Consider the following 22,034-nt stretch of genomic DNA (forward strand, 5'->3'; position numbering starts at 1 on the left):
TTATTTTCATATTTATAAATTAACAGATACTGATGAGTGACAAAAACAAGCAGAAGAAATCGGTAAAAACTCCGATTGAAGAAATGAGAGAATTGAGATGGTATGAGGTTCAAGGTTATCCAGTACTGTTTTACAGCGAATCGGATAGGGAATCCGAATATGGAAAGTTCATGGCAGAAGTTTCATCTCATGAGAAAATGTATGTCTATGCAAGTTACAGGGAGGAATTAGTAGAATTTGAAAAAGAACTGTTCTCAAACTTATATCTACAAATACCTAGGTTCTACGTAGGAATTCCAAAAAACGATAGGTTACAGATAATGAGGGGAAAAGAAGTAGACTTCCCCTTACCTATTTACAAAATTGACAGAGAGAAGAAACACAAAGATTACGTTATTCTTGAGGACGGTAGGTTTGCTAGGGCTTTGGTACCAGACATTAGAGAGCCTCCAGGTATGGATATTGAAGAGGCCTGTTTGGCTAGACTTTATCCCTTAAATATAATGCCGTTACACCTTGAACTTCTGATGAGGATAGAACACGTCCCAGAATCTAAAGTGGATTACCATATTGCTGCATTCAAAAGAGAATCCGCAAGAAGAAGCTTAGCTACAACTACCAGTTGGAGACAAAAGCATATGGAACATCTGACACTTCTAGAACAAGACAGATTGAATAATGCATCAACCCATAAATTTACCTATATGTTAATTTTAGTAGACAACGATCTTAACGTTCTCAAAGAAGCTACAGATTCAGTTATTGCTAATTCTAAGACGTGGTGTGTCACTAAACTAGATGTTCCGAAATACGTTCAGAAAGAACTCATAGAAAATTGGAGGATCGATTGGGTGAGACTTACAATGATTACGACTAATGTAAGACTCGGTTATCTCTATCCATTTGTAGATTCATCTATTATAGAGCAAAATGGTATATTTTTCGCAATAACTGATAGAGGATCTCCAGTAGTAATTAACCCCTGGGATAGGAAATACAAGGAAAATGGGCATATAATAGTGAGCGGGTTCTCTGGAGCTGGGAAGACTACTAGCATAGCGGCGTTACAGTATAGATTATTAAAGAGATTGAAAGAAAGGGAGGAGGACTTTTTCCTATTTGTCCTAGATCCTATAGGGAACTACAACCGCTTCTATAACGAGTTTATAGCTAAAGAACTCAATCTAGATGTAGAGAACAAATTCTTAGAGGAAGGAAAACCTATGGGTCTTGATCCCGTTCTCTTACATTCAATTGACCCTGCAGCAATGCCCGTTGAAATGGCGTTAAATTACCTCTATCAAGCGTTTGAAGTGCCAGCAGAATTAAAAGGAGTTATTGATATTGCTGTAATCACAGGACTGACTAAAATAAACGGGATAGAAAAGAGGATATCAAACTTAAGGGAACTTTATGAATATCTAAGAGATAGTAGCAATCTGAAAGAGCAGGAAGCCTCATACTATGTTGCCAGGGCAGTTGATGGAGCTTTCAGGAACATTTTCCAAGGTGAACCGCCGAAGTTCGAAAAAAACGTAGTTGTAATAGGCTTCAAAATAAACGACGTGACTACGCTTCAGACTGCAATGGGTTTACTTCTTAACGCTATTCTAGTAAAGTTATACTCACTCCCTAAGAGCATAAAGAAAATTGTGGTAATCGATGAGGCTCATAGAATACTTGCAAGAAGGGAGCTAGCGGATATAATGTCGAGGTTCTTCAGAGAGACTAGGAATCTAAATACATCAGTTATCGCGATGTCACAATTAATTACGGACTTTACGAATAACGAGGAAGCTAAAGCTGTCTATGAAAATGCTGCTACACGTATAATACTTAAGCAGAAAGATGATAAGCTGGTAGAGAAAGAATTAGCAGAATTTGCTGGGCTAACAGAGAATGAGATAGATTTCGTCCAGCACGCCTCCCCTGGAATGGGGATATTAAATTTAGGAAACATAAAGACCCCGATCTATGTGAAGCTAACTACAAAAGAACTGGAAGCATTTGAAACGGAGGAAGTTAAAACAAAAAAAGTTATTGCTTAACTACTTTTATTAGATAGTCCGTTATCAACATTATAAGTCCTACAGTTAGAAGTATAATTATCTCTACGAAATACACCGCAATGTTAGTATCTGCTAACCATATCGCCAATATTATTGATAAAGCCCCTACGATAGATCGCCCGTAATTTCCCAAGAATCTTTCTATGGCAATAAGTTCCTTATTCTTTGCAGCAGTACTCTTTTTAGCAGTCCCCATATTCTTCTTTTTTTCAGTCTTCTGCTTCTCTGTTTTCTTAGTAAAATAATAGTCTATTATTCCAGCTAATGTTTTATCGAACCCCACTGAAGTTTCTGGTATTGCGAGGATTACCAGACCTATAAGCAATGCGGTAATATGCACTTGCAATGAAGTGTGGATAATAAACCCCAATATTATTATCATTATCGCAACCATCATTTTAGCTTCACTGATTTCGCCCAACCCTGGAATTGCAATGTTCTTTCCTCCCGTACTCGATAGAGTTTCAGTATATGCGAATTTCTTCCTCATAAGTTTCAGACTATTTTTATATATCAAATTCGTGAGAAACATGAGCTGGATAGAAAAATTTTCGGAAATTATGAAGCAAAATAATATCACGGTGAATGTGAAGTTACCCGTCGTCGAGACGTATACTAAAATTTCCGTCCCCCTTTTTGTCGTTGTGCCTCGTTTTGACGGGAAATACGATGTACAATGTATCGGGGATGGAAAGTTGGTAGTTTCGGAAAAAGAACTTACAGACGAAAATAAAGCGAAAAAACTTGTAGAAGAATGTCTAAAATTTGTAAAAAATAACATTTAGGAATAAATCAAGTTACCCAGTGAATTTTCTGAAAAATATATCCTTTTTTGTAATCTAATGTTCTTTCCTAAATAATGTTCTTTATATGAATATTTTACATAATGTTGAATGTAATAATATATATGTCCCTTCTTCTCTCGCATAATTATAAAACCTATCATGCCGCATTTAGGACATAACACATGTCCCTTATCGTCAATTACTTCCATCACTTTCTCATTATTTTTCTTAGGAGGTGATTTTGTGACACTAGGTCTTTCCCCTAAAAGTATTTTTATCCTTGATGAAACACTTTTTCCAGAAAACACTCCTTTTTCCTTCAACTCCATGTACTTTTTCTTTAACTCCTCTTCTTCTAGATTATTTAACACTAATTTGTCTATATCATTAACCGATTTTTTGATTTTCAATTGTAGAATTTTTCGAATTTGTCTGTATTCGAACATGCCTACTGCAAATTCTTCCCTAAGTTTCTTTGTCCTAACGGAAATTCCGTTAAGGTAGTGCGCTATGGCGAAAGCTGCTAATACCCCTGCTTTGCCGTATTTCTTAGCATTTTCCACAATCGAAAGAAATTCTTCTCTTATTTTCTCGTCTCCAATCCTTAAAAAGAGAAGTTTAATAATGTTGTCGAGTTCCTGATTCTTCCAATCCCTCAATTTCATATACTGTAGATATTTCTCCTCATCAGAACTATCAACCTTTTTAACATTAACGGGGATCAGATTGTCATATCTTTCGTAACTGAACCTGTATTCATCAGTTATTACTTCGCCCGTACAACTGTCTACGAGAAATCCTTCATAGTTTTTTATGATAGTGCATTCTTCCAGGTTCATTTAAAGAATATAGCACTTTTAAAACCTGAATGTATTATGTTAAAAAATTCGGTATTACCAGAAACACCCCTGTTTATCGTAAAATAATCTAGAATATTTAGGTATTAGTTCTATAATGGAAAAGAAGGTTTTCAGTATTTATCTTCATAATGTATTTTAAAAATGCACTAATGACATGAAGAAAGCGAATTTAGTATATGCATTATCTGGAGCTACATTCTTTATTATAATAGGAATAATAATGCATAAAGATATTGCCACAATTATTAGTTCTGCCGTTCTAATAACATTGTCACTATTGGACGGTCCTTTCAAAAAATTAGTGAACCGAAATTAAGATCAGCGATATCCATCCCGATGTTTAAAAAGCAGAATTATTTAAGGTGGAAAAGTGCTCCCGTTCGATATTGTTATAAAAATAATGCTTCTAATTACTACCGTAATTTTTCTGTTCTATAGTGCAGTTTATCTACTACTATATGAGCTAAATGTTCAACCTAAGCTCGCAAGAGTGTATAGAAATCTTAGCGTAATTCTTGCAGGAGGTGGTATGATATTTCTAGCAATTTATTTAATGATTTAGATAGCATTGATATTATAATTTTAGTAGTATTAGCGAATATTGACAATAATACTGTAGAAGAAATAGCAAAGAAAACTGGAATTAGAGAAGAAGCAGTATATCATCTTTTAGAATTTTTAACAATAGCTGGGATTGTGAAGAAACAAGAAAATAAATACTATATTGATGAAACAATAAGAACTATAGCTCAACTTATGCTAGATTTAGACGATTTAGAATTTTATAGCATTAAGGTTTTGAAAAATTCTAACTGAGGTGGTAAAATGAAGGAAATAATAATAAAAACAGAACTCCCTTATAATTATAGAAAGCTTAAGGGATTTTTCATTTCTCCTGGGATTCTTAGACTATTTTATGACGTAAAGAGTATAGAAGTTGCGGGGAATTTATCATATATTATTAATAATAAATATAATGCCATACTTTATTTCAGTAACGTTGATGTCGTATGGGAGATTTATAATAAAAATAGTAAGTTAAAAGACAAAATCTCAGTGTTTCTATACCCTTTAAATGATAATACAATGCTGAATCTAAATTTTCAAACAAATAGAATACTTCCCTTGAAAAGGACATTAGAAAGCGAAGTTAAAGCTGAAGTAGAATTGCTAAAAAGTTTGTTAGACGCTTTGAGGAGGTTCTAATGAAGTTGAGAACCCATTACATCTTTTCGACGGGACTATTGACACTTCTGGACTCCGTACTCTTTCATGAATATTTTTACTACACTTTACTCTTTAGCGGAATAGTTTCAGTAATAGGTAATTCCTTGATTGATAGGATCGGCCATAAGGAAATTACAACCAGATACGGATATATCCCGGTAAGGACACCGTTGACCCACACAATCCCCAGAAGTGTAATTTGGGGTATTGCCTCCGTAGTCCCGGTCCTTATCCCCCTATTGATTTATGGGTTTAGCTATCACGAATACTATTTCTCACTTAACAATAAAGTAGTGTTACTAACACTGTTAAACGGTCTGGTTGTTGGACCCTCCCATATGCTCTTAGACGTTTTTACCGAAAGAGGAATCTACGTTAAAAAACACGGAAAATGGAGAAGATTTGCATTAGCACATTTCAGATATGATAACCCAGCAATTAACGGTTTAGCAATGATAGCTGGAGTAATAATGTTTCTAATCTCAATGAAAATATAACTATTATTCCTAATGAGATATTAATCTGGCAAAAATAAAAACAGAAATATTTTTAAATAACTTTTTACAGAATTAGAAATCGGGGATGAGGGGATGATGAGCACGACACGAGTTGACCTATGATAGGACGCCGTTGCTCTGACCTGACCCCCCTCATCCCTAATTTAATCTTATCCTCCTAACTATTAAGCTTTCTTCTCATTGAATTTTGAAAAACTGTTAAGTTAGAAGTAAATGCGCAAGTGTTGGATCCCAAGCGGGAGTTTTGTGTGCAAAATTTTCAGTAAACTCCCCAGTTTACTGAATAAAAATCCAGTTATTTTAGAATGAGTTTGCTTTTACCGTCGATTAAATATAACGAGCCTTCCAGCTCTTTCTCTATATCGAGGTATCCTATTTTTACGTAGAATTTAATGTAAGCAATTATTTTGTTATCCACGGTCAATGAGATATTAATAGAGGAAAGCTTGAGCTCCTTTTTAGGGTACGGTAATTGTGATAATATGTTATTGACAAGCCAACCCTCAACTTGTTTGTAAATCGAAACATAATCCAAAACGATCTGCTCGGTCACTGGATCAGCCTCTGTATTACCATCCTTACCCTATCCTTAACTTGAGAAATTTCTACTACGACCTCATCGTCAGCTAACTCCTCTATTGCAAATTTAAGTACTTCGTCTAGTTGAAAGTAGACCCTCAGTAACTTTACTAAGTACTCAATATTCTTTTGAGTCTGCAGAACTTCAGTCATATCATCTCCCCCACGAAGCTATATCTTCCTCTATTGCCATCATTTCCTCTCTAGCCTTCTCTATTTCATTCCTAACCTTAATATCATTTAGTAACTGCTTTAGAGTTTCAATATGCCAGCAGTGTCTTCTAAATGTGTAGCCTTCGCAATCGCAACTGCTTTTGACAACTTTCAAGCTTAACGGATCTAAAACAATTCTGGTATAGTGAACTACATCTTTCCTTGACTTACTTTGAATATCTGCGGAAATGATTATTCCTTCTCCTAGAGTGTAAAAAACTGAGGTTCTCTTTATCATGGATTTGGGGATTTGTGTGGAAATCATGTTTGTTCTGTGTAATGTTATACATTACACATTATTTAAATTTTACTGTGTAATGCGAAACGGGACACAATAATCCTAACTGTATCTTTTTAAGCCAAGTAGTGTAACTATTACCTATGGAAAAGAAACAAATCAAGATAATAGAGCCGGAAACTGACGAGATTACTATAACTAATAATAGTGAGGAATTACACAAACTGTTTAATGAGTTAAAGAAAGAGAGCGCTATTATTCATCGTAAACAGACTCCCTCCTAGCAATCCTCCATATATGAATTTGCTTTTTCTCGTTATCGAAAGAGACAAGAATTCTTATATCCCTTCCTACTCTTATCCTAAATATATCTCTGTTTTCATTATCATTCCAACCCTCCAGTTTCTTTATATCAAGCTCATTTAATTCCATTTTACTTAGCTTGTCTAAAGCCTCTTCTATCCTCTCTAATTCATCACTCTGGAACTCCCTGGGTAGTCTCTTAATTTTGATATGGAATACTAATTTCCACTCTTCAGCCATTTGACTGCACTTTCTTAACTAATTCCTCTATTTCTATAACTCTTTTAGCCACTTCCCTTCCGACCTCCGTTAGACTGATTAACCTCCTATAAGGAAACACGTTTTCTTTTTCCTCCTTTATTAGGTTAAGTTTGGCAAGTTCTTCCAACGCTCTCTTGATACTACCACTGTTAGTATCTGTTTTTTCAACTAACTCTCTAACAGTTAGACCCCTATTTTCCCTTCCGAGGACTATCAAAACCCTTTGGGCAACCTCACTTAAAGCAAACGGCTTTTTATCTGTCATGCTAACCGCTACATGATACTTTCAGTCTACTCTTCATTTAACATTATGTAATTTGTAATGCGAAACGGAACAGAGAAAAGATTTAAATAATGTGTAATGTATAACATTACACGATAGATATGTCAAAAGAATTAAAAGGAATCCCCATGTATAAAATCCTTGCATATTTAAGAAAGAAGAGAGAAGCAAAAACGATAATTGAAATAAGCGAAGGGGCAAATATTCCATACAATACAGTTAGGGATAATATCTACAAGCTAATGGCGTTAGGGGCAGTAACGTATGCTGATGGGAAATACATAATAACAGAGAAAGGCGAACAAATTCTCAACGAGTTCATAAAACAAATTGAAAGTTTGAAGGAGCTGGTGAATCCATAATGAGTTCTACATTATCCTATACTGAAGAAATAGTTCCTATTGAAAGATTAAAAGAAGATGATGAGTTCAGGTCATTAGTACCTCCTAACAATATGAAGGAACAATTAGCCTCCAGTATTGCAAAGAACGGCCAAACATTGCCGATAGACGTTGATGAAGACTATGTTATTCTCGATGGCTATACCAGAGTATCAATAATGAAGAATCTGAACTTTAAGGAAGTTAAGGTAAGAAAATGGAATTTTAAGAGTTCTGAGGACAGAGTTACTGCATATAAATTAATAGCTATGCTAAATTTACAAAGAAGACATCTAGAGAAGAATGAAGTGCTAAGGTTAATAAGGGAAGTTGCAGAAAAGATAGAAAGATTAAGTAAACAGAATAAGATACAAAAATCTGATCAAAATCCTACCACCAGTGGTAGGAATTCGGAAATGAAAAGTGAGAAAAATTCTTTGACAAGTCAAAGTATTTCAGAAGCAAATAATGAAACAAATAGGATAAGTTACGAATCTCTAAAAAAGGCTAAGGAAGAGATAGGTGCAAAGGAGGTGTCAGAAAGAGAATTAGATCGTTATTCAAGAATATCAGAATTCCCATGGTTAAGGCAGTTAGTCGATGAAGGAAAAATTCCCCTAAAGCCTGCATATGAATTATATACCAAAGCTAAGGATAAGCTTCAAAAGATTGTTAATCTTCCTCCAACGGAAAGGAGTCAGCTACTTACTACTAAGGAAGGCCGTAGAATCATCTTAGAAAGAGACGATCTACTACAGCTAATTTTAGACCATAAAATGGCTGTTTCACAAGCGATAAACAAGCTGAAGACTGAAGAGAAGTTAGCTAAGTCTAAGAGAAAGTCCAGGGCAAAAGAAGATACTGAAGAAGAAGAGGAAGATGAGACTGAAGAAGGACAGAGAGAGTTAGACGAAAATGAAGAATATCCGCTCTTAGAAGAATGGAAGAAGGCTAATGAGGAGCTAAAACAAGAAGAGGCTAAACAGTTAACTCCCCAGTTTACCACTAATGAAGATAATGAGTTAGAAGACTACTTAAGGCAATTATTAACTGAGGGTTTCGTAGAGTTAGACAAAACTAAACTATATCTGGTTACTCTTGACGGTAAAACGTATCTTATCAGTGCTAAGGCAATAAATGAGCTGAAGAGCGGTAAAGGAGTAGGTAAATACAAGAAATTAGAGGAATTCATACAGTCTAAGGGTTTGGGCTTTTACGACCCCGAAGAAGGAGCATACTCCATATCATATCAACTATTGGCGTGATGGAATTGCAGTTAAGACAGTGGCAGGAAGAGAAGTTAGGCGAAGCACTCAACGTTATTAAAAACGGTAAAACTTTGATACTTTCCGCAAACCCCGGAGCTGGAAAGACAATATTTGCATTACTCCTAGCGAGGATGTTAAACAAGAAGGCAGTGTTCTTTGTAAGGACTCACAGTGAGTTTGAGAGCGTTTATAAGAACGCTAAAATGTTGGGTATGAGTGTTGGTTTCCTCTTCGGTAAATCCTCCTCATGTGTGTATGCTGAAGGTAATGAGGATCCAGAAGACATTAACTGTGACCTATGTTCTTTAAAAGAGAAAATTAAAGTGATAGACGATAAAGAGCCTACTAAAGTCCTTGCTGAGATTAAACACGCTGAGGACTATTGCCCTTATTACTCTTTGAAATCAACACTGAAATCCAGGGAAGTTATAGTACTCACTTACCCTTACCTATTTTCCAGATACATAAGAAACTCACTCTTCATGAAGAAAGATGGATTAACTCCCTCGGATTATTTGGCAGTAATCGATGAAGCCCACAATATTTTAGAGGCAGACAAATGGTTTATGAAGAGAATTACTAAGAAAACAGTAGAGAGAGCAATGGAGGAAGTTGACGTAGTAGGGAGTTTAGGAAAAACTAATGTAATCGACATAAAGGATTACTTAAACTCTCTACTAAATTTCATGGAACAATTAGTAAGTGACGGGAAGTGTCATTCCCTACCCATAATTCCCAGACCGAACCCGGAGCTGTTAAGGAAGATAAATATGGCGACTGCTACTTACGTAAATTTGAATAAAGGACCTGTAAGCAAATCATCTTTAAGGGCTTTGAGTAAGTTCCTTAACGAGAGCGGTGAAGTATTCAATTGCAACGGGTCTCTTGTAGTTATTCCTAACAATTATTATGATGAAATGACTGAGGCGTTAAACCTATTCAAATATAAAGTGTTGATGAGCGGTACAATGCCACAGCTCTCTTTACCTAACTCGCACAGGATAGACGTTAATGTAAGTTTGGGAAAAGCGGAATATTATTACTGCAGTAGCGTTTCTTCATCGATGCGGAACAGAACTTCTAATGCGAGCATTTATGCGGAAATTCTTACTAAGATATATGATTCGAGCAGTTCTAATGTTTTAGTCTTCTTTCCCAGCTATAGTATGCTTTCTTTAGTTAAAGAGAAGATTAAGGGAATACCGGTAATAGAGGAGGGTAGGAAGATAACGCATTCTGAAATGCTTGAGCTATTGAAAGGTAGGAAGTATTTAGTATTTCTCGTAACAAGGGCTAAAGAAAGTGAGGGCATTGAATTCAGGGATGAGAAGAATAAGAATCTGTTTGATTCTTTGGTGTTAGCTGGTTTACCTTATCCTAACGTTTCAGATGACATGGTAAAGCATAGAACGGAAAGGTTGGCTAAGATTTGGGGGGTTAGTGAGGAGGAAGTGGCTAAGCAGATTACATTAATTACTATAAAGCAGACTATCGGCAGGGCTTTTCGTGACCCTAACGATTACGTTAAGATTTACCTTTGTGACAGTCGTTATAAGGAGTACTTTTCTGACTTGGGTATTTCTGAAAAAGAGATTAAGCTTTTTGCTTAGAATTATATTTTATGAAGGTTATTAAGCCCGAGACGGACGAGGTTTTAATAATTAACAATAGTGAGGAGTTAAAGAGGAGGCTGAAGATGAGGATCGTTAAAGTCAACGGTAAAATATGTGCAGTTATGGAAAGCCCTGAGGACATTGATCACTTTGTCAGATTATTAAATGCCGATGAGGAAGAGTTTGAGAAGGTATTAGAAGAAGAGATGAGAAAGCGGGAAAGAGATTAAGCTTTTTGGATAAGCGATTTTACTATTTATTTAGTTATTATTCCTAATGAGATAATATACGAAAAGAGAAAGATTTTTAAATATGTTTTTCTTTTTATCTTATTGTGGTTTGTGAGAAGTGGGAATTGAGGTTTTCAATGAGGAAAGCAAAGAACTATCATGAGTTTATGGAGTATGCAGTAGATAATTTCGTTGATAAAACAGTAATGTTAATACTTGAAAAATTAGATTTACTAAGAAAAGACCCACTAAAATATTCCAGAGAGAAGCTTGGAAGAGATAAATACGGAAATCCCATGTTCTCAATAGAAGTTACGGGTGATATAAGGATACTTTACAGCGTGGATCCAAAAAACTGTATAGTTTTCATTTGGGAGGTTGGGTCTCATAAGAAGGTTTACGGGCATGACCCTTAGCCTTCTCTCTTGCAAGTCTCAGTAAGTCTTCCTTAAACCTCTCGAAGTCCGCATCATTCTCAATAACTAAGAACCTTTCTCCATCCTTATCCTCAACAATTCTCATAATTATATGTTTGTTACTAGCATTAAAAAGGATATGCTGGTTTCTTCTCATTGAATTTTGAAAAATTGGATTGATAGTAGGATAAGCGCTAGTCGTCGTTTTTTAGCGTGAGAAAAATTGAAATAACTCCCCAGTTTACTGAGAAAAATTTTATATTCCTTCTCTTTATGCTAGAAAAATTTTAAAAATAAAGTTTACTTTATAAAAATTCCCTCTTCTTTTATTTTATAGAATTTTTCAATATTAGCTGATAATGTACAATAGATACAAGTAAGAAGTGAGATAATACAACACATATACATTATGCACTGATAAATATATATTACTATATGTCTTTGAATTGAATCAAACATTCCTAGATCTAAGCAAACTCTTACAACGAAAGAATGCGTTAATATTACAGCTATAGTTATGACAACACTCAAAATAATGAATGATATAAGAAGATTTTTCTTGTTCATATTTAATTAATTTATTTAAAAAGCTCTCTACATCAAACTCCCCAGTTTACTGAAAAATTCTATTTAACTTTCTTTTCTAACTCCTCAACTCTTTTCTTTAACTGTTGAAGTTCTTTAACCACTTCTTCTAGACTCATTTTATTTCCTTCCTTTTCCTTCATGTAGCACTCAAAAGCGTCTTTTAACACTTCATAAACGCTTACTTTCCTCTTCTCAGCTTCATCAACTATCTTCTTCCATAACTCGTCATCAGGGAAGTAAACCGATTTATAGCCTGGTCTAGGCATTTTACCTCAATATACTTTATTGTACTTTAATATAAAAACTTTATTGTACCATAATGTACCACAAAATTTAAATATCTGAAAGTACAATCTGGTACATAGCGGGGTCAAATGGTGATGAGCGACGGTGGACTGACGCATGATGAGCATGTTACGAACTGACCCCGCCTTATACTTCTTTGTACTTTATAACTAATAACTTTAATCCTGCCCGGATCTCAAAAATTTTGGTCAAAAGAGCAAGCTCTTACATTCATGGCGATAAACCTTACAATTTGTTAATCCTGATATTCCCAGTTAGTAAACCCATTTTCTGACCCCTTCTAAGGAGGTAACACTTTGTTAATCCTAGTTAAGGTTTATTAAGGGAAAATTTTCAATACAATTTTATGGAAAGTAAGATTGAGAAACACAAGAAACGTTTTACGATTACCCAGCTTATTTTAATGATAATGGCTAAAGCTCCAGGGAGTTGCTGCAGCTTAGAGTATCTTAATGAAAAGACTGGAGTAGATAAAAATGAGCTGTTAGTTTACTTATCCAGGTTGGCACAGAGGGGTATAATAGAGAGGAAGTGGCATAAAAGCAAAGCTGGAAAAGAGAGGATGTATTGCCTGAAGTATAAGGAGGAGATACTATGAGAATTCCAGAATATATAAGAAGCTTTTTATTAGCTTTAGGTGGTGCATTAACAGGTTCTATCCTTAAAATATTTAACCTTTATACTTATGTATTACCTATATTTTTAGTATCGATTTTATTTATGGCATTAGGTGTTAAGTTAGATAAATATATTCTTGATAAATACTATTCTTATTTTAGATGGAGAAGAAATAGAATAAAAATAGGAATTATAAGCATTCAAGGTCTTGAACCTAAAAATGCGATAAGCTGGAATAGTCCTAATTCAATATTTAAAGGGGAAATAAACGAGCTAAAAAATATTTTGAGTAAAGAGTTATCGAACGCACTACGTTCACGAAATAACGCTAATGAAAACGATACTGCATTAGATTTTAATATTATTGATATTACTAAAGAAAATCTATCTAAATTCGAAATAATAATTAATCCTTATGGAGGATCCTATCCAGAAGAGGATCCCATAAACCTCAGCTCATTAAATAAAATTTTAGAATACATAGAGAATGGTGGCATCTTTGTTAATATTTCCGATGTACCCTTCTTTTGGCAAGTCAACCCAAAAACCAAAACATGGGCAATAAACTATAACGGAATTCAATTTCAACGTCCGTTAATACAACCTTTCGCTTATGAATATTTTATCATAAAAAAGCTCAACTTTTTAGTAGCTCATCCATTAAACCCTATAAGATCTTTTAATGTTAATAATATACAAATACCTCCAGACATTGCAAGACCTATTCTCTTTGACGATTCACTAATTCAAACTGGTATTGTTAAAGACTGTATTAGTGATGTTACAGTCAGATCTACAGATAAATTACCAGACTACTTAGGTAGATATATGAAGTATAGCTTCATGATAAGGTTAAGGTTAGGAAAGGGTGAATTTTTGATATCTACCCCACCGTTAGATAGGGATCCTATAAAGAAATATTTCTTTGAAAAAATTGTAATATGCTTAGGAGAAATGATAAAAGAAAGACACAAGAATTTTAAGAAATAATAGAGTTAAACTTGATGAGATATGTTACGTTTTAGACTTTATTTGCGTTCTACTTCTCTTTCATAACATGATTCTATTTGCTTCAACATGCAACATAAGGCGTTCTTTTGTTCGTTCTATTAAAACGTATTCTAGCTCGGAAGAAATATGTTTACCGTATAGAGAAGAGTTCATAAGGACTTACGAATTTGCGGTTAGACAGATAGGGGTAGGCTTTACTGTGTAAGTCCTAAATTATTAAAGAAATTAAACTCGTAAACGCGGAAAACTCCTTTTCCTTAAACCGTAAGTAGAAATCAAGTTTTTCACTTCTTCTTTTTCTCATTAACATGGACAGGTAAATCGGAAACTTTGACGTATTTTCAAAACGTTTCTGAGAAAACAAAATAGCCCTTTCGAGCCCGTGACCCGGGTTCAAATCCCGGCCGCGGCACTAATTTTTAATTAAATTGAAAGAGGTTTACGTTCTCTATAAATATAAGGGATTTGCAACAGCGAAGGATATTTTTGGAACGCTTTCACTACTTAATAATAGAATGTGATAGTATGGTAGGGATTAACGTGAATAAATTAGATAACGAGCAAAAAATCCGAATATTAAAGAAAGCTACAGAAAAACATGGATTAAGTTAAGTTGTGGGTCATTAATGCATCCTTTGCGAATTCAGTTTATTTAAAGAATCGTAATGAATTTAATTAAATACCATCCTACTGACTAGGTAAAGATCCACGCTAAGCAGTTTACTTTGTTGTATTCATCTTATTCATGAATTATAATTCGCAAAAGAAACTTGAATCGCCCAATTTACCCAATTTTACCGGAGCTCTTAAATAACATGATAAGATTACATAGAATTCTGAAAATGTAAAGTTTCTAAGTTGGATTGGACAACAATTGATTAACGTTGCTGATCCCTTATGGTAATTTTTAACAATCAGTTACGTTGATGATAAAATATGATTCTAAAATAAGATAGAAAACACATATTAATATTGTAATCAGTGCATGAATGGCTCGTCATCTTTTCTCTGTTTCTTCTTCCTCATCACTTAGGAATCTATTTAGAAATTCGTCTACATATTGTTTCTCTCCAAATATAACTATATCATCAATTGCTTCATCATAATACTTTTTAATTTTATTTATCAGATTTGTCATATTATATATATCGAAGTCTAGAACTTCTCCACCAGATAGTTTATCCTCTTCATATACGATTATTATCATGTTTTTATATACGGAAAATCTAAACGCAGATATTATCTTGCCATCTTCAACTTTTTTATAAAGCATTATTAACATTAGGGGTTCTGTGATTCCGTGCCTAGTGTATTCAGCATGTTTTATCATGAAATAATAAGAAGAGAGGGTGAATATATTTTTACTCTTGATTCTTCTGAATATACTTTTCGTAGAACGAGATTGCTTTTCGTAGATTAGGCACCTCTTCCTCATAACTGGCTAGTTCTGAATAAGCCCTAGCTAGAAAAAGGTAGTCTTGAAGTTTTTCTGCAGTTTCTATTGCTTCTTTAAGAAATTGTACTATCTTCGTCCTCTTGTAAATATCATAGAGGATGTTTAGCTTGTCTTTACTATCCTCAAGATTTTCTATCTTTTCTAATATTTCCACAAGCAAAGATGGGTCTTTATTCGATAGTTTGTATAGTGGTTTTAATTGGCTATTGTAATCTCCAAGTTTTTCATAAATTTGGATTGCTTTTCTTAGATCTTCCTCATTATCTGATATTGAAAGTATATCCGCTAGAATTTTTTCATTTCCTAAAACTGTTGCAATACTTTTCGCCTTTTCTAGTAGTTTAGTGTCATTATAATATTTAGCTAATGAAGCATATGTTATTGCAAGATCCTCAGAGGGAATTTCGAATTGTTCCAACAATTCTCTCGCTTCTTCTACATATTTGATTTCCCCTAATGCTAGACAAACTTTCGCCAATAGTTTTTTGCTTAATATATTTATCTCTTTTTTAGAGTTTAATACTAAGCTTTTTAGTGTGTTATACGCGTTTAATAACTCACCTTTTTGAAAATAAGCTAAAGATAAATTATATAGAATAACATTTTTATCTTCATTATTTAGATTATACTCGCTAAGTAATTCTTTAAAGGTTAAAATTGCAATATCTGGCTTTCTTTTCTCTAGATATATTAGCCCTAAAATATTTAGGATAGTAGGGTTTATCTTCTCAATTTCATTCGCTATAGATAATGCTCTATCTAGGAACTCCATATTTTTATATTTTTTATAAAGATTATAATATTCTTGAATAAGTGCAGTATATAGAATATTTCTCTTCTCCTTGTTCTTCTCCTTTTTTAGTTGTTCTTCAAGCTCTGCTATTCTTTCCATTTTCGTGAAATTAGGAAAGGAAGCATAAAATTATTATGGGAACATTAGTGTTTTTCATCTAACTGTATAATTAATGCATTATATATTTAATAGTCCTTAATAGTTTCAAGGATTGTCTTTTCTTAGAGTTTGATAAAATATTTAAACCTTCTTTTACTAATACATTTTTATGCCAGTTGAAGAAGTTGTAAAGGTTTCTCGTAACTATCAAGTGACAATACCAGCAAAAGTAAGACAGAAATTCCCAGTAAAAGAAGGAGATTTAGTTAAGGTAATTTACGATGAAAACGAAGGAGTTGTAAAGATTCAGATTTTAAAGAGCTAAAACCAATTTAATAAATCATATATTTTTTCCATGAATCTTTTCTTATTTATTTCATAAACTATTTCAGCATTAGGTTTGTCAGACCAGCTAGTGTCGGCATCGAATCTATCTACTAGTGTCATACCTCTTGTAATATTATCAGTATTGTCTATTACTACAAACCTTTTCTCTTTCCTTATTGCTACCCTCTCATCGATCGCTATTGCAGTAGTAATTGCATCAGGGTGAGGATGTCCATTTATCTTCTGAATTGTTGAGGAGTATTTCCTATAGTGTGAATACATTGAAACGTAAAGTTCACTCATTTTGGTCTTCATATTTTTAATTAAATTCCATTCTTCGTCTGTTACTGGATAATTAATTATAACGTCCCACGGTACCATGGTAATATCAAAACCAGCGTTAAATACTATTTTAGCAGCATCTGGATCTACCCAAACATTAAACTCTGCCACTGGAGTAATATTGCCTATTCCAAATACTGCCCCACCCATTATCCAGACTTTCTTAATTTTCTTTATTATCGAATTATCCAATAAGTAAGCTAGAGCTAAGTTAGTTAGAGGCGAAATCGCTAAGAATTCCAATTCTCCCGCATACTTGCTTGCCAAATCTATTATTGCTAATGCAGCATGCTTCTCTTTGGCTTTTAACCTCTTGGGTTCTACCAATATATCTCCTATTCCACCTTTTCCATGAACCTTTTCTACTGTCATGTAATTTTTTATTAATGGCTTGTTAGCACCAGGGTAAACTGGAATTTCACGGCTGACTTGTTCCAAAGCCCATAGCGCATTCTTTATCTCTTGGTCATATAATATATTACCCTCAACAATAGTTAATGCAACTACGTCAATGTTGTTCTTTAACAAAAGATATAGGCTTAATACGTCATCTTCAGCAGTATCACAATCTATTATAAAATGTCTCATGATTATTCTATCACAATAGCTGGACTTAAAGGTAATGCTTGAGACTTCTTTCCTTTTACGTCTGGTACTGTGGGGTCCTCTGCGTTGTATATTACAATCTCTGAAACTGCCAATCTCTTTAACAAGAAATTCATATTCTTCACTATTATTTGCTCTTCATCCACCTCATTTTTCAATAGGTAATCCCTTATAGACTTATCTAATTTAGAGACCACGACATAAACTTTTTCAGCAATCTTATCTCCAGTTTTCATAACGAATTCTCTTAGTGGGGTTCCGTCATTAATTGCACTTATTGCATTTTTCATTAGTTCTTTGACTTTCTCACTTTCATTAATGTATATTACTACTTTTTCAGCTTTCTTATGTACAAGGTCCTCCAGCTCCCTTACATTTTCTATGATCTCGTTAATATAGGATATCTCAAGAATTGCATCTGGATATAGATCTAATTCATTTGGTTCTGGATACTTTTCTAAAGAGACAAAAGTGCTTGAGATTTTATGCCATAATTCCTCTGCAATATGTGGTGCAAATGGTGCAAGAGCCCTTATCCATATGGACGATATCTTCCTTATTACCTCTTGATTGGGTATTTCAATTAGATCAAAATAATCTCTTAAAACATCATACATTTCATAAAGAAGTAAATTTACAGCATCTCTAAATTCAAAAGATGTGATGTCATTCTTCACCTTTTCTATTATTTCCCTAGTTTTAGAAGAAAGCCACTCATCTGCTGTTCTTAGCCCTTTAATCTCAGTGTTAATACTTAACAATCTATCAATTAGATCATAAACCTTCTTTAGTTGTTCAGCTATTGGGTTTACCAAATTTTCATTAAAGTCTAAATCTTGCAGTAGATCGGAAGTTGAAGTTAATGTTATTCTTACTGGATCTACCCCAAATTCTTTGATTGCTTTTGATAGTGTATAAATATTTTTTAGACTTTTGCTCATTTTTCTTCCTCCAACCCTCACAAAGCCATTGATTACAATTCTTTTAGGAAGGTATTTCTCACCAAAAATTGCAAGATGATTATAAATATAAAATGGTATATGATTTTGAATTAAATCTCTTCCAGTATGTCTTTGATCTACCGGATACCAATATAAGAATTCTTCCCTTAGTTGAACGAGATCCGCGCCATATTTCTTTTCCAGTTCTTTAGTATCTCCTTTTCCTAGAAAGATAAACTCAAAGAGCTCATTATCAATGTCGATGGGCATCTTGTAGATTATCGTATATAGGACGGTGTACAATGTGGAGTCACTCAAACTTTCAACAATCTGCGACTCGTCCCATGGTAATTTAACTCCAATACCCCTACTTCTCCCTATGGGTTCTCTTCTAGTATTGAATATAGTTTTTTCTAGTTCACTTTTAGCTAGATTTGGTATTAACTCAATATTATTAATAGCCTTAAGTACTGACGCTTTCCACTTAGGATTATCATAAGCTATAAACCATTGATTCTTTATCCTTTTGGGTACGATTTCAGCTCCACATCTACAGTAAATTGGACCATTCGAAATTTCATAAATAGTATCGTATATGTTTAGAGATTTCAGTAACTCTATTGTATTTTTTCTTGCCTCTTGAACTTGCTTCCCAACGATGTTTTCCTTTACGTATTGTTTTAAGAAGTCTGGAACTAGAGATAATATTGTATCCTTCATATATCCCTTATAGTACTCAGTTCTGTAGATACTTTCCATGAAGTCCTTTAACGCATAAGTGTTTTTAGTTTGTAAAACTGCACTTTCACCGGGAATCTCGTCGAGTTCTTCAGTCTCTATTACTGGTATTATTTCAAATTCCTTATTAGCCTCAGCAATTGCTAAATAATGAAATGGATCATGAGCTGGATAACTCATTACAACTCCAGTTCCTAGCGATGGATCAACGTATTTGCTTTTAATAATCTCAAGCTTTTTTCTAGTTACTGGGTTTATAGCGTATGATTTAACGATATCTGATATAGAAATAGTTTTTATCATTTTCATATTTTTCTGATAGGATAATTTCTTGTAGGCCTTCTCTGATATTATGAAATTCTTACCCTCATATTCAACCACTACGTAATTCGCGTCAGGGTTTACCATTAGTGCGACTACCCCGAATATTAGCTCTGGTCTTGAGGTAGCTACCATGAAATTATAGGACTCGCTACCCTCAAATAAGATAACGTTCATTGTGGTGATTTCTGGTTCTATATCGCCTCTTGTATCATGCATGCCAACTGGAAAATTATCATTAGGGCAATAGCCAACAACGTCATCTTCAGTAACTAAATAACCCAGTTCTTTTAGTTTCCTTAATTGCCAATGAACGAACTTCTCAAATCTAGTACCAGTTGTCGTAAAAGATCTCCTCCAGTCAATACTCATTCCAATAGATTTCGCCGTATTTTTCATTTCTTCTTTAAAATATTCAGCCAACTTATATGGATCCCCCAGTTCCTTGAGTTTATCTTCTGGTACTCCATAAACGCTCTTAAAGAACTCTATCATATCAACATCCCCTCTTCTTATTGAATCGGCTATAGCTAATACCGGAGTACCTGTAAATTGAAACGCAAACGGGAATAGTACGTTATATCCTCTCATCCTTAAGTATCTAGCGTAAATATCTGCAGTAACATAGGTTCTCCCATGACCCACATGCATTGGGCTATTTGTGTAAGGAAAAGGAACTGTAATGAAAAATTTTGGTTTAGAGTAATCTATATTTGCTTCAAATACCTTACTTTTTTCCCATTCCGCTTGCCATTTAGAAGCTATGGAATTGAAGAAATCATTATACATAAAACTAAAATGTTTTCTAATCTTAAAAACGTTATAACTTAAGACTTTTTATATGTAGAGAAGTTAGCCGATTTCCGATTTGTTCTAGATAGTCTAGTAGCTTCTTTAATTCCTAGAATTATACTACTAATACCTATTATACCGACAACACTAAGCACTAATAAGAATCCTATATCTATAGCATCAAGATTAGGTATTGGATTTCCAGTTGATATTGCAAAGTTGTCAATAACTGGAAAGGCTATTATAAGTAAACCCACCATAGTAAATACCAAACCACCATAGTAAAGTACTCTCCCTGCAGTTTTCCTCGCAACATATGACATCTCCTCCTCTGTTAACCTTTTTGCACGCAATATATTACCAAATATTGTACCAAATATCATCTGCATAATCATTGTACCTATTCCAAACATTAGCCCAGGCAACGGGGCATAAACTATTGAGGGTAACTGGGGTGCTAAAACAAACGTTATTATACTAGCATAGGCTCCAAACCCAAAACCAGCAATTAGACCATGAACTATAGTCATTTTTAACGGTATATCATGCAATTCTACTCCACTAGTTTTGGTACTATGATGTTTGCTCTTAAATAGAACATCTATTGGCAAATGCAGATATCTCCCTTTTAGTATATAAGAACCAGCAATAGCCATGACGATTCCAACTATAGTATATACTGGACCATCCAAATTGTATTTTTCGTAGATAGCTGCGAGACCTATAAAACCTAGTGTGGTTAGAAATGCCCTCTGAATGGTAAAACCTAGTGAAAATAGAAATCCAGCTTTCATTCCTTCTTTTGAACTATATTTTCCTACCGCATAACTGAACGTTATTGGCCATGTATGCTCATCTGGAGTTGCACCATGAAGCATACCTAAAATTAACGAGATTACAAGTATTTCTGAGAGAGTTAATCCTTCTGGTGGATTTAGTAGTGTGGATAGGCTTATCATTTTCTCACAGTATTAGGGTTACCCTAATAAGATTTAAATTTTTCTGTCAACAATCTAAGTTAGATGATTGATTCGCCAGCGTCTGAAAAATGATGAAAGTCTTAAGTGATGATTAAAAAAATTAAAATACAAATTTTCCAAACTTTCCCCTTATAAATACACCCAATACTAAGAATGTTGCTGCAAATCCTACAACTGCTGGAATTGCCTGCCTCCATTGCGGAGCTAGAAACAGTAAATCAACAACCCATATTGTTATTATAAGGAATACTGTTAAAGGAACCAATATTAGCAGCCAAGTTGTGATAGAGTACTTATCTTTCATAATGTATCTTACTTCAACTAGGGTTTTAAGCATTATCCATAAAAATAATTTAATTGTTCATAATGGATCTTTTTCACGAAATCTAGTTATTTTTTAATACTTTCATTATCTCATTATACATTTCCTTATCTCTTTCCTCTATTCTCTTTAACGACCAAGGGAGCAATCCTTTCTTTTTAACTCCATTTAGTACAGACTTTAACCAAGATTCATAAACTTTCCCAGATTGCAATTTATAGTAGAACCCTTTTAAGATATTTAATGCATCATCTTCATTAATACCTTTTACATTTACTAAATATCTGGATGCAACATAAAGTATAAATCTTTTCCTTGAGTCTTGTAATCCTTTTTCTAAAACCTTATCTACCCACGAATAATCTGACGATTTTTTAGGTGGAGGTGGAAATTTTCCTTCCACTTTAAACAAGAAATTTCCCTCATTGTCATAGATTGAGGAAAAACCATCGGCATACTCTATATATCCAGCAGGCGTATCATCGGGGTAGTGAAGAATAATTCTTCTAACTTTTTTCTCTTGGCTCACAATAGATGATTGATATTCAAGG

Annotated in this window: 29 protein-coding genes; 14 read left to right on the forward strand and 15 right to left on the reverse strand. The window is 34.0% G+C overall.

The window, feature by feature from the left end; translation table 11 throughout:
• Positions 1 to 32: 32 nt before the first annotated feature.
• Positions 33 to 2,048, forward strand: coding sequence for a VirB4 family type IV secretion system protein (locus J5U23_RS14070; protein WP_218265734.1), 2,016 nt, complete (start codon positions 33 to 35; stop codon positions 2,046 to 2,048).
• On the opposite strand, the gene J5U23_RS14075 is transcribed toward J5U23_RS14070, so the two are convergent.
• Complete coding sequence (locus J5U23_RS14075; RefSeq protein ID WP_218265735.1) at positions 2,038 to 2,559, reverse strand: hypothetical protein; 522 nt, start codon at positions 2,557 to 2,559, stop codon at positions 2,038 to 2,040. The two genes, J5U23_RS14070 and J5U23_RS14075, sit on opposite strands and share 11 nt — an antisense overlap.
• A 40-nt stretch (positions 2,560 to 2,599) precedes the next feature.
• Here J5U23_RS14075 and J5U23_RS14080 point away from each other — a divergent pair, with 40 nt between their 5' ends.
• Positions 2,600 to 2,854, forward strand: a complete 255-nt coding sequence (locus tag J5U23_RS14080) for a hypothetical protein (protein WP_218265736.1) — start codon at positions 2,600 to 2,602, stop codon at positions 2,852 to 2,854.
• Here J5U23_RS14080 and J5U23_RS14085 read toward each other — a convergent pair.
• Positions 2,851 to 3,693 (reverse strand): hypothetical protein, encoded by an 843-nt coding sequence (locus J5U23_RS14085; RefSeq protein ID WP_218265737.1) that lies wholly within the window; start codon positions 3,691 to 3,693, stop codon positions 2,851 to 2,853. The two genes, J5U23_RS14080 and J5U23_RS14085, sit on opposite strands and share 4 nt — an antisense overlap.
• 391 nt (positions 3,694 to 4,084) lie before the next feature.
• On the opposite strand from J5U23_RS14085, the gene J5U23_RS14090 reads away from it, so the two are divergent.
• Genes J5U23_RS14090 through J5U23_RS14105 form a run of 4 tightly spaced genes read left to right on the forward strand, consistent with a single transcriptional unit; the run spans position 4,085 to position 5,438 of the window.
• Positions 4,085 to 4,276, forward strand: a complete 192-nt coding sequence (locus J5U23_RS14090) for a hypothetical protein (protein WP_218265738.1) — start codon at positions 4,085 to 4,087, stop codon at positions 4,274 to 4,276.
• 38 nt (positions 4,277 to 4,314) lie between these two features.
• Entirely contained in the window at positions 4,315 to 4,530 is a 216-nt protein-coding gene (locus J5U23_RS14095) for a helix-turn-helix domain-containing protein (RefSeq protein ID WP_244988744.1), read from the forward strand.
• A 9-nt stretch (positions 4,531 to 4,539) separates the two neighbouring features.
• Positions 4,540 to 4,920 carry a hypothetical protein gene (locus tag J5U23_RS14100; protein WP_218260334.1) on the forward strand — a complete coding sequence of 127 codons (381 nt, stop codon included), beginning with the start codon at positions 4,540 to 4,542 and terminating at the stop codon, positions 4,918 to 4,920.
• Entirely contained in the window at positions 4,920 to 5,438 is a 519-nt protein-coding gene (locus J5U23_RS14105; protein ID WP_218265739.1) for a DUF1286 domain-containing protein, read from the forward strand. The genes J5U23_RS14100 and J5U23_RS14105 overlap by 1 nt, the downstream gene beginning before the upstream one ends.
• A 316-nt stretch (positions 5,439 to 5,754) precedes the next feature.
• Here J5U23_RS14105 and J5U23_RS14110 read toward each other — a convergent pair whose 3' ends face one another.
• From J5U23_RS14110 to J5U23_RS14130, 5 genes are all read right to left on the reverse strand, one after another.
• Complete coding sequence (locus J5U23_RS14110; protein WP_218265740.1) at positions 5,755 to 6,012, reverse strand: hypothetical protein; 258 nt, start codon at positions 6,010 to 6,012, stop codon at positions 5,755 to 5,757.
• On the reverse strand, positions 6,009 to 6,191 hold the full coding sequence (locus tag J5U23_RS14115; protein ID WP_218260338.1) for a hypothetical protein: 183 nt from the start codon (positions 6,189 to 6,191) through the stop codon (positions 6,009 to 6,011). Before J5U23_RS14115 ends, J5U23_RS14110 begins: the two co-directional genes overlap by 4 nt.
• 1 nt (position 6,192) lies before the next feature.
• Entirely contained in the window at positions 6,193 to 6,516 is a 324-nt protein-coding gene (locus J5U23_RS14120; RefSeq protein ID WP_218265741.1) for a hypothetical protein, read from the reverse strand.
• Between the two features lie 228 nt (positions 6,517 to 6,744).
• The gene (locus J5U23_RS14125) at positions 6,745 to 7,032 is read right to left on the reverse strand and encodes a type II toxin-antitoxin system RelE family toxin (RefSeq protein ID WP_010978199.1); all 288 of its coding nucleotides are present in this window, start codon (positions 7,030 to 7,032) and stop codon (positions 6,745 to 6,747) included.
• Entirely contained in the window at positions 7,025 to 7,318 is a 294-nt protein-coding gene (locus tag J5U23_RS14130) for a helix-turn-helix domain-containing protein (protein ID WP_010978198.1), read from the reverse strand. Before J5U23_RS14130 ends, J5U23_RS14125 begins: the two co-directional genes overlap by 8 nt.
• 119 nt (positions 7,319 to 7,437) lie before the next feature.
• On the opposite strand from J5U23_RS14130, the gene J5U23_RS14135 reads away from it, so the two are divergent.
• The 5 genes from J5U23_RS14135 to J5U23_RS14155 all read left to right on the forward strand — a co-directional run bounded on the left by J5U23_RS14135 (position 7,438) and on the right by J5U23_RS14155 (position 11,243).
• Positions 7,438 to 7,698, forward strand: a complete 261-nt coding sequence (locus tag J5U23_RS14135) for a winged helix-turn-helix domain-containing protein (protein WP_010978196.1) — start codon at positions 7,438 to 7,440, stop codon at positions 7,696 to 7,698.
• Positions 7,698 to 8,981 carry a ParB N-terminal domain-containing protein gene (locus J5U23_RS14140; RefSeq protein ID WP_218265742.1) on the forward strand — a complete coding sequence of 428 codons (1,284 nt, stop codon included), beginning with the start codon at positions 7,698 to 7,700 and terminating at the stop codon, positions 8,979 to 8,981. Before J5U23_RS14135 ends, J5U23_RS14140 begins: the two co-directional genes overlap by 1 nt.
• Positions 8,981 to 10,594, forward strand: a complete 1,614-nt coding sequence (locus J5U23_RS14145) for a helicase C-terminal domain-containing protein (protein WP_218265743.1) — start codon at positions 8,981 to 8,983, stop codon at positions 10,592 to 10,594. The genes J5U23_RS14140 and J5U23_RS14145 overlap by 1 nt, the downstream gene beginning before the upstream one ends.
• Before the next feature lie 11 nt (positions 10,595 to 10,605).
• On the forward strand, positions 10,606 to 10,827 hold the full coding sequence (locus J5U23_RS14150; protein ID WP_218265775.1) for a hypothetical protein: 222 nt from the start codon (positions 10,606 to 10,608) through the stop codon (positions 10,825 to 10,827).
• Positions 10,828 to 10,931: 104 nt separating this feature from the next.
• Complete coding sequence (locus J5U23_RS14155) at positions 10,932 to 11,243, forward strand: type II toxin-antitoxin system RelE family toxin (RefSeq protein WP_244988741.1); 312 nt, start codon at positions 10,932 to 10,934, stop codon at positions 11,241 to 11,243.
• Between the two features lie 626 nt (positions 11,244 to 11,869).
• On the opposite strand, the gene J5U23_RS14160 is transcribed toward J5U23_RS14155, so the two are convergent.
• Positions 11,870 to 12,097 (reverse strand): hypothetical protein, encoded by a 228-nt coding sequence (locus tag J5U23_RS14160; RefSeq protein WP_011921277.1) that lies wholly within the window; start codon positions 12,095 to 12,097, stop codon positions 11,870 to 11,872.
• 386 nt (positions 12,098 to 12,483) lie between these two features.
• On the opposite strand from J5U23_RS14160, the gene J5U23_RS14165 reads away from it, so the two are divergent.
• Together J5U23_RS14165 and J5U23_RS14170 are read left to right on the forward strand one after the other, a co-directional pair.
• A complete protein-coding gene (locus tag J5U23_RS14165; protein WP_218265744.1) occupies positions 12,484 to 12,735 on the forward strand; it encodes a plasmid regulator in 252 nt (83 codons plus the stop codon).
• On the forward strand, positions 12,732 to 13,745 hold the full coding sequence (locus J5U23_RS14170; protein ID WP_218265745.1) for a hypothetical protein: 1,014 nt from the start codon (positions 12,732 to 12,734) through the stop codon (positions 13,743 to 13,745). Before J5U23_RS14165 ends, J5U23_RS14170 begins: the two co-directional genes overlap by 4 nt.
• A 1,018-nt stretch (positions 13,746 to 14,763) precedes the next feature.
• Here the strand turns inward: J5U23_RS14170 and J5U23_RS14175 are convergent.
• Together J5U23_RS14175 and J5U23_RS14180 are read right to left on the reverse strand one after the other, a co-directional pair.
• Positions 14,764 to 15,096 (reverse strand): hypothetical protein, encoded by a 333-nt coding sequence (locus J5U23_RS14175; protein WP_240781721.1) that lies wholly within the window; start codon positions 15,094 to 15,096, stop codon positions 14,764 to 14,766.
• A 31-nt stretch (positions 15,097 to 15,127) separates the two neighbouring features.
• A complete protein-coding gene (locus tag J5U23_RS14180) occupies positions 15,128 to 16,114 on the reverse strand; it encodes a tetratricopeptide repeat protein (protein WP_218266447.1) in 987 nt (328 codons plus the stop codon).
• Between the two features lie 169 nt (positions 16,115 to 16,283).
• Here J5U23_RS14180 and J5U23_RS14185 point away from each other — a divergent pair, with 169 nt between their 5' ends.
• On the forward strand, positions 16,284 to 16,439 hold the full coding sequence (locus J5U23_RS14185) for an AbrB/MazE/SpoVT family DNA-binding domain-containing protein (protein WP_009991401.1): 156 nt from the start codon (positions 16,284 to 16,286) through the stop codon (positions 16,437 to 16,439).
• Here J5U23_RS14185 and J5U23_RS14190 read toward each other — a convergent pair.
• From J5U23_RS14190 to priX, 5 genes are all read right to left on the reverse strand, one after another.
• On the reverse strand, positions 16,436 to 17,371 hold the full coding sequence (locus J5U23_RS14190) for a nucleoside hydrolase (RefSeq protein ID WP_218266448.1): 936 nt from the start codon (positions 17,369 to 17,371) through the stop codon (positions 16,436 to 16,438). The two genes, J5U23_RS14185 and J5U23_RS14190, sit on opposite strands and share 4 nt — an antisense overlap.
• Positions 17,372 to 17,373: 2 nt before the next feature.
• Positions 17,374 to 20,178, reverse strand: coding sequence for a leucine--tRNA ligase (gene leuS / locus J5U23_RS14195; protein WP_218266449.1), 2,805 nt, complete (start codon positions 20,176 to 20,178; stop codon positions 17,374 to 17,376).
• 38 nt (positions 20,179 to 20,216) lie between these two features.
• Positions 20,217 to 21,140 (reverse strand): hypothetical protein, encoded by a 924-nt coding sequence (locus tag J5U23_RS14200; RefSeq protein WP_218266450.1) that lies wholly within the window; start codon positions 21,138 to 21,140, stop codon positions 20,217 to 20,219.
• Between the two features lie 121 nt (positions 21,141 to 21,261).
• Positions 21,262 to 21,498, reverse strand: a complete 237-nt coding sequence (locus J5U23_RS14205) for a hypothetical protein (protein ID WP_218266451.1) — start codon at positions 21,496 to 21,498, stop codon at positions 21,262 to 21,264.
• Between the two features lie 49 nt (positions 21,499 to 21,547).
• On the reverse strand, positions 21,548 to 22,012 hold the full coding sequence (gene priX, locus J5U23_RS14210) for a DNA primase noncatalytic subunit PriX (protein ID WP_218266452.1): 465 nt from the start codon (positions 22,010 to 22,012) through the stop codon (positions 21,548 to 21,550).
• Between the last annotated feature and the right edge of the window lie 22 nt (positions 22,013 to 22,034).

The sequence above is a fragment of the Saccharolobus shibatae B12 genome (genome assembly GCF_019175345.1).
GTDB classification, from domain to species: Archaea; Thermoproteota; Thermoprotei_A; order Sulfolobales; family Sulfolobaceae; genus Saccharolobus; species Saccharolobus shibatae.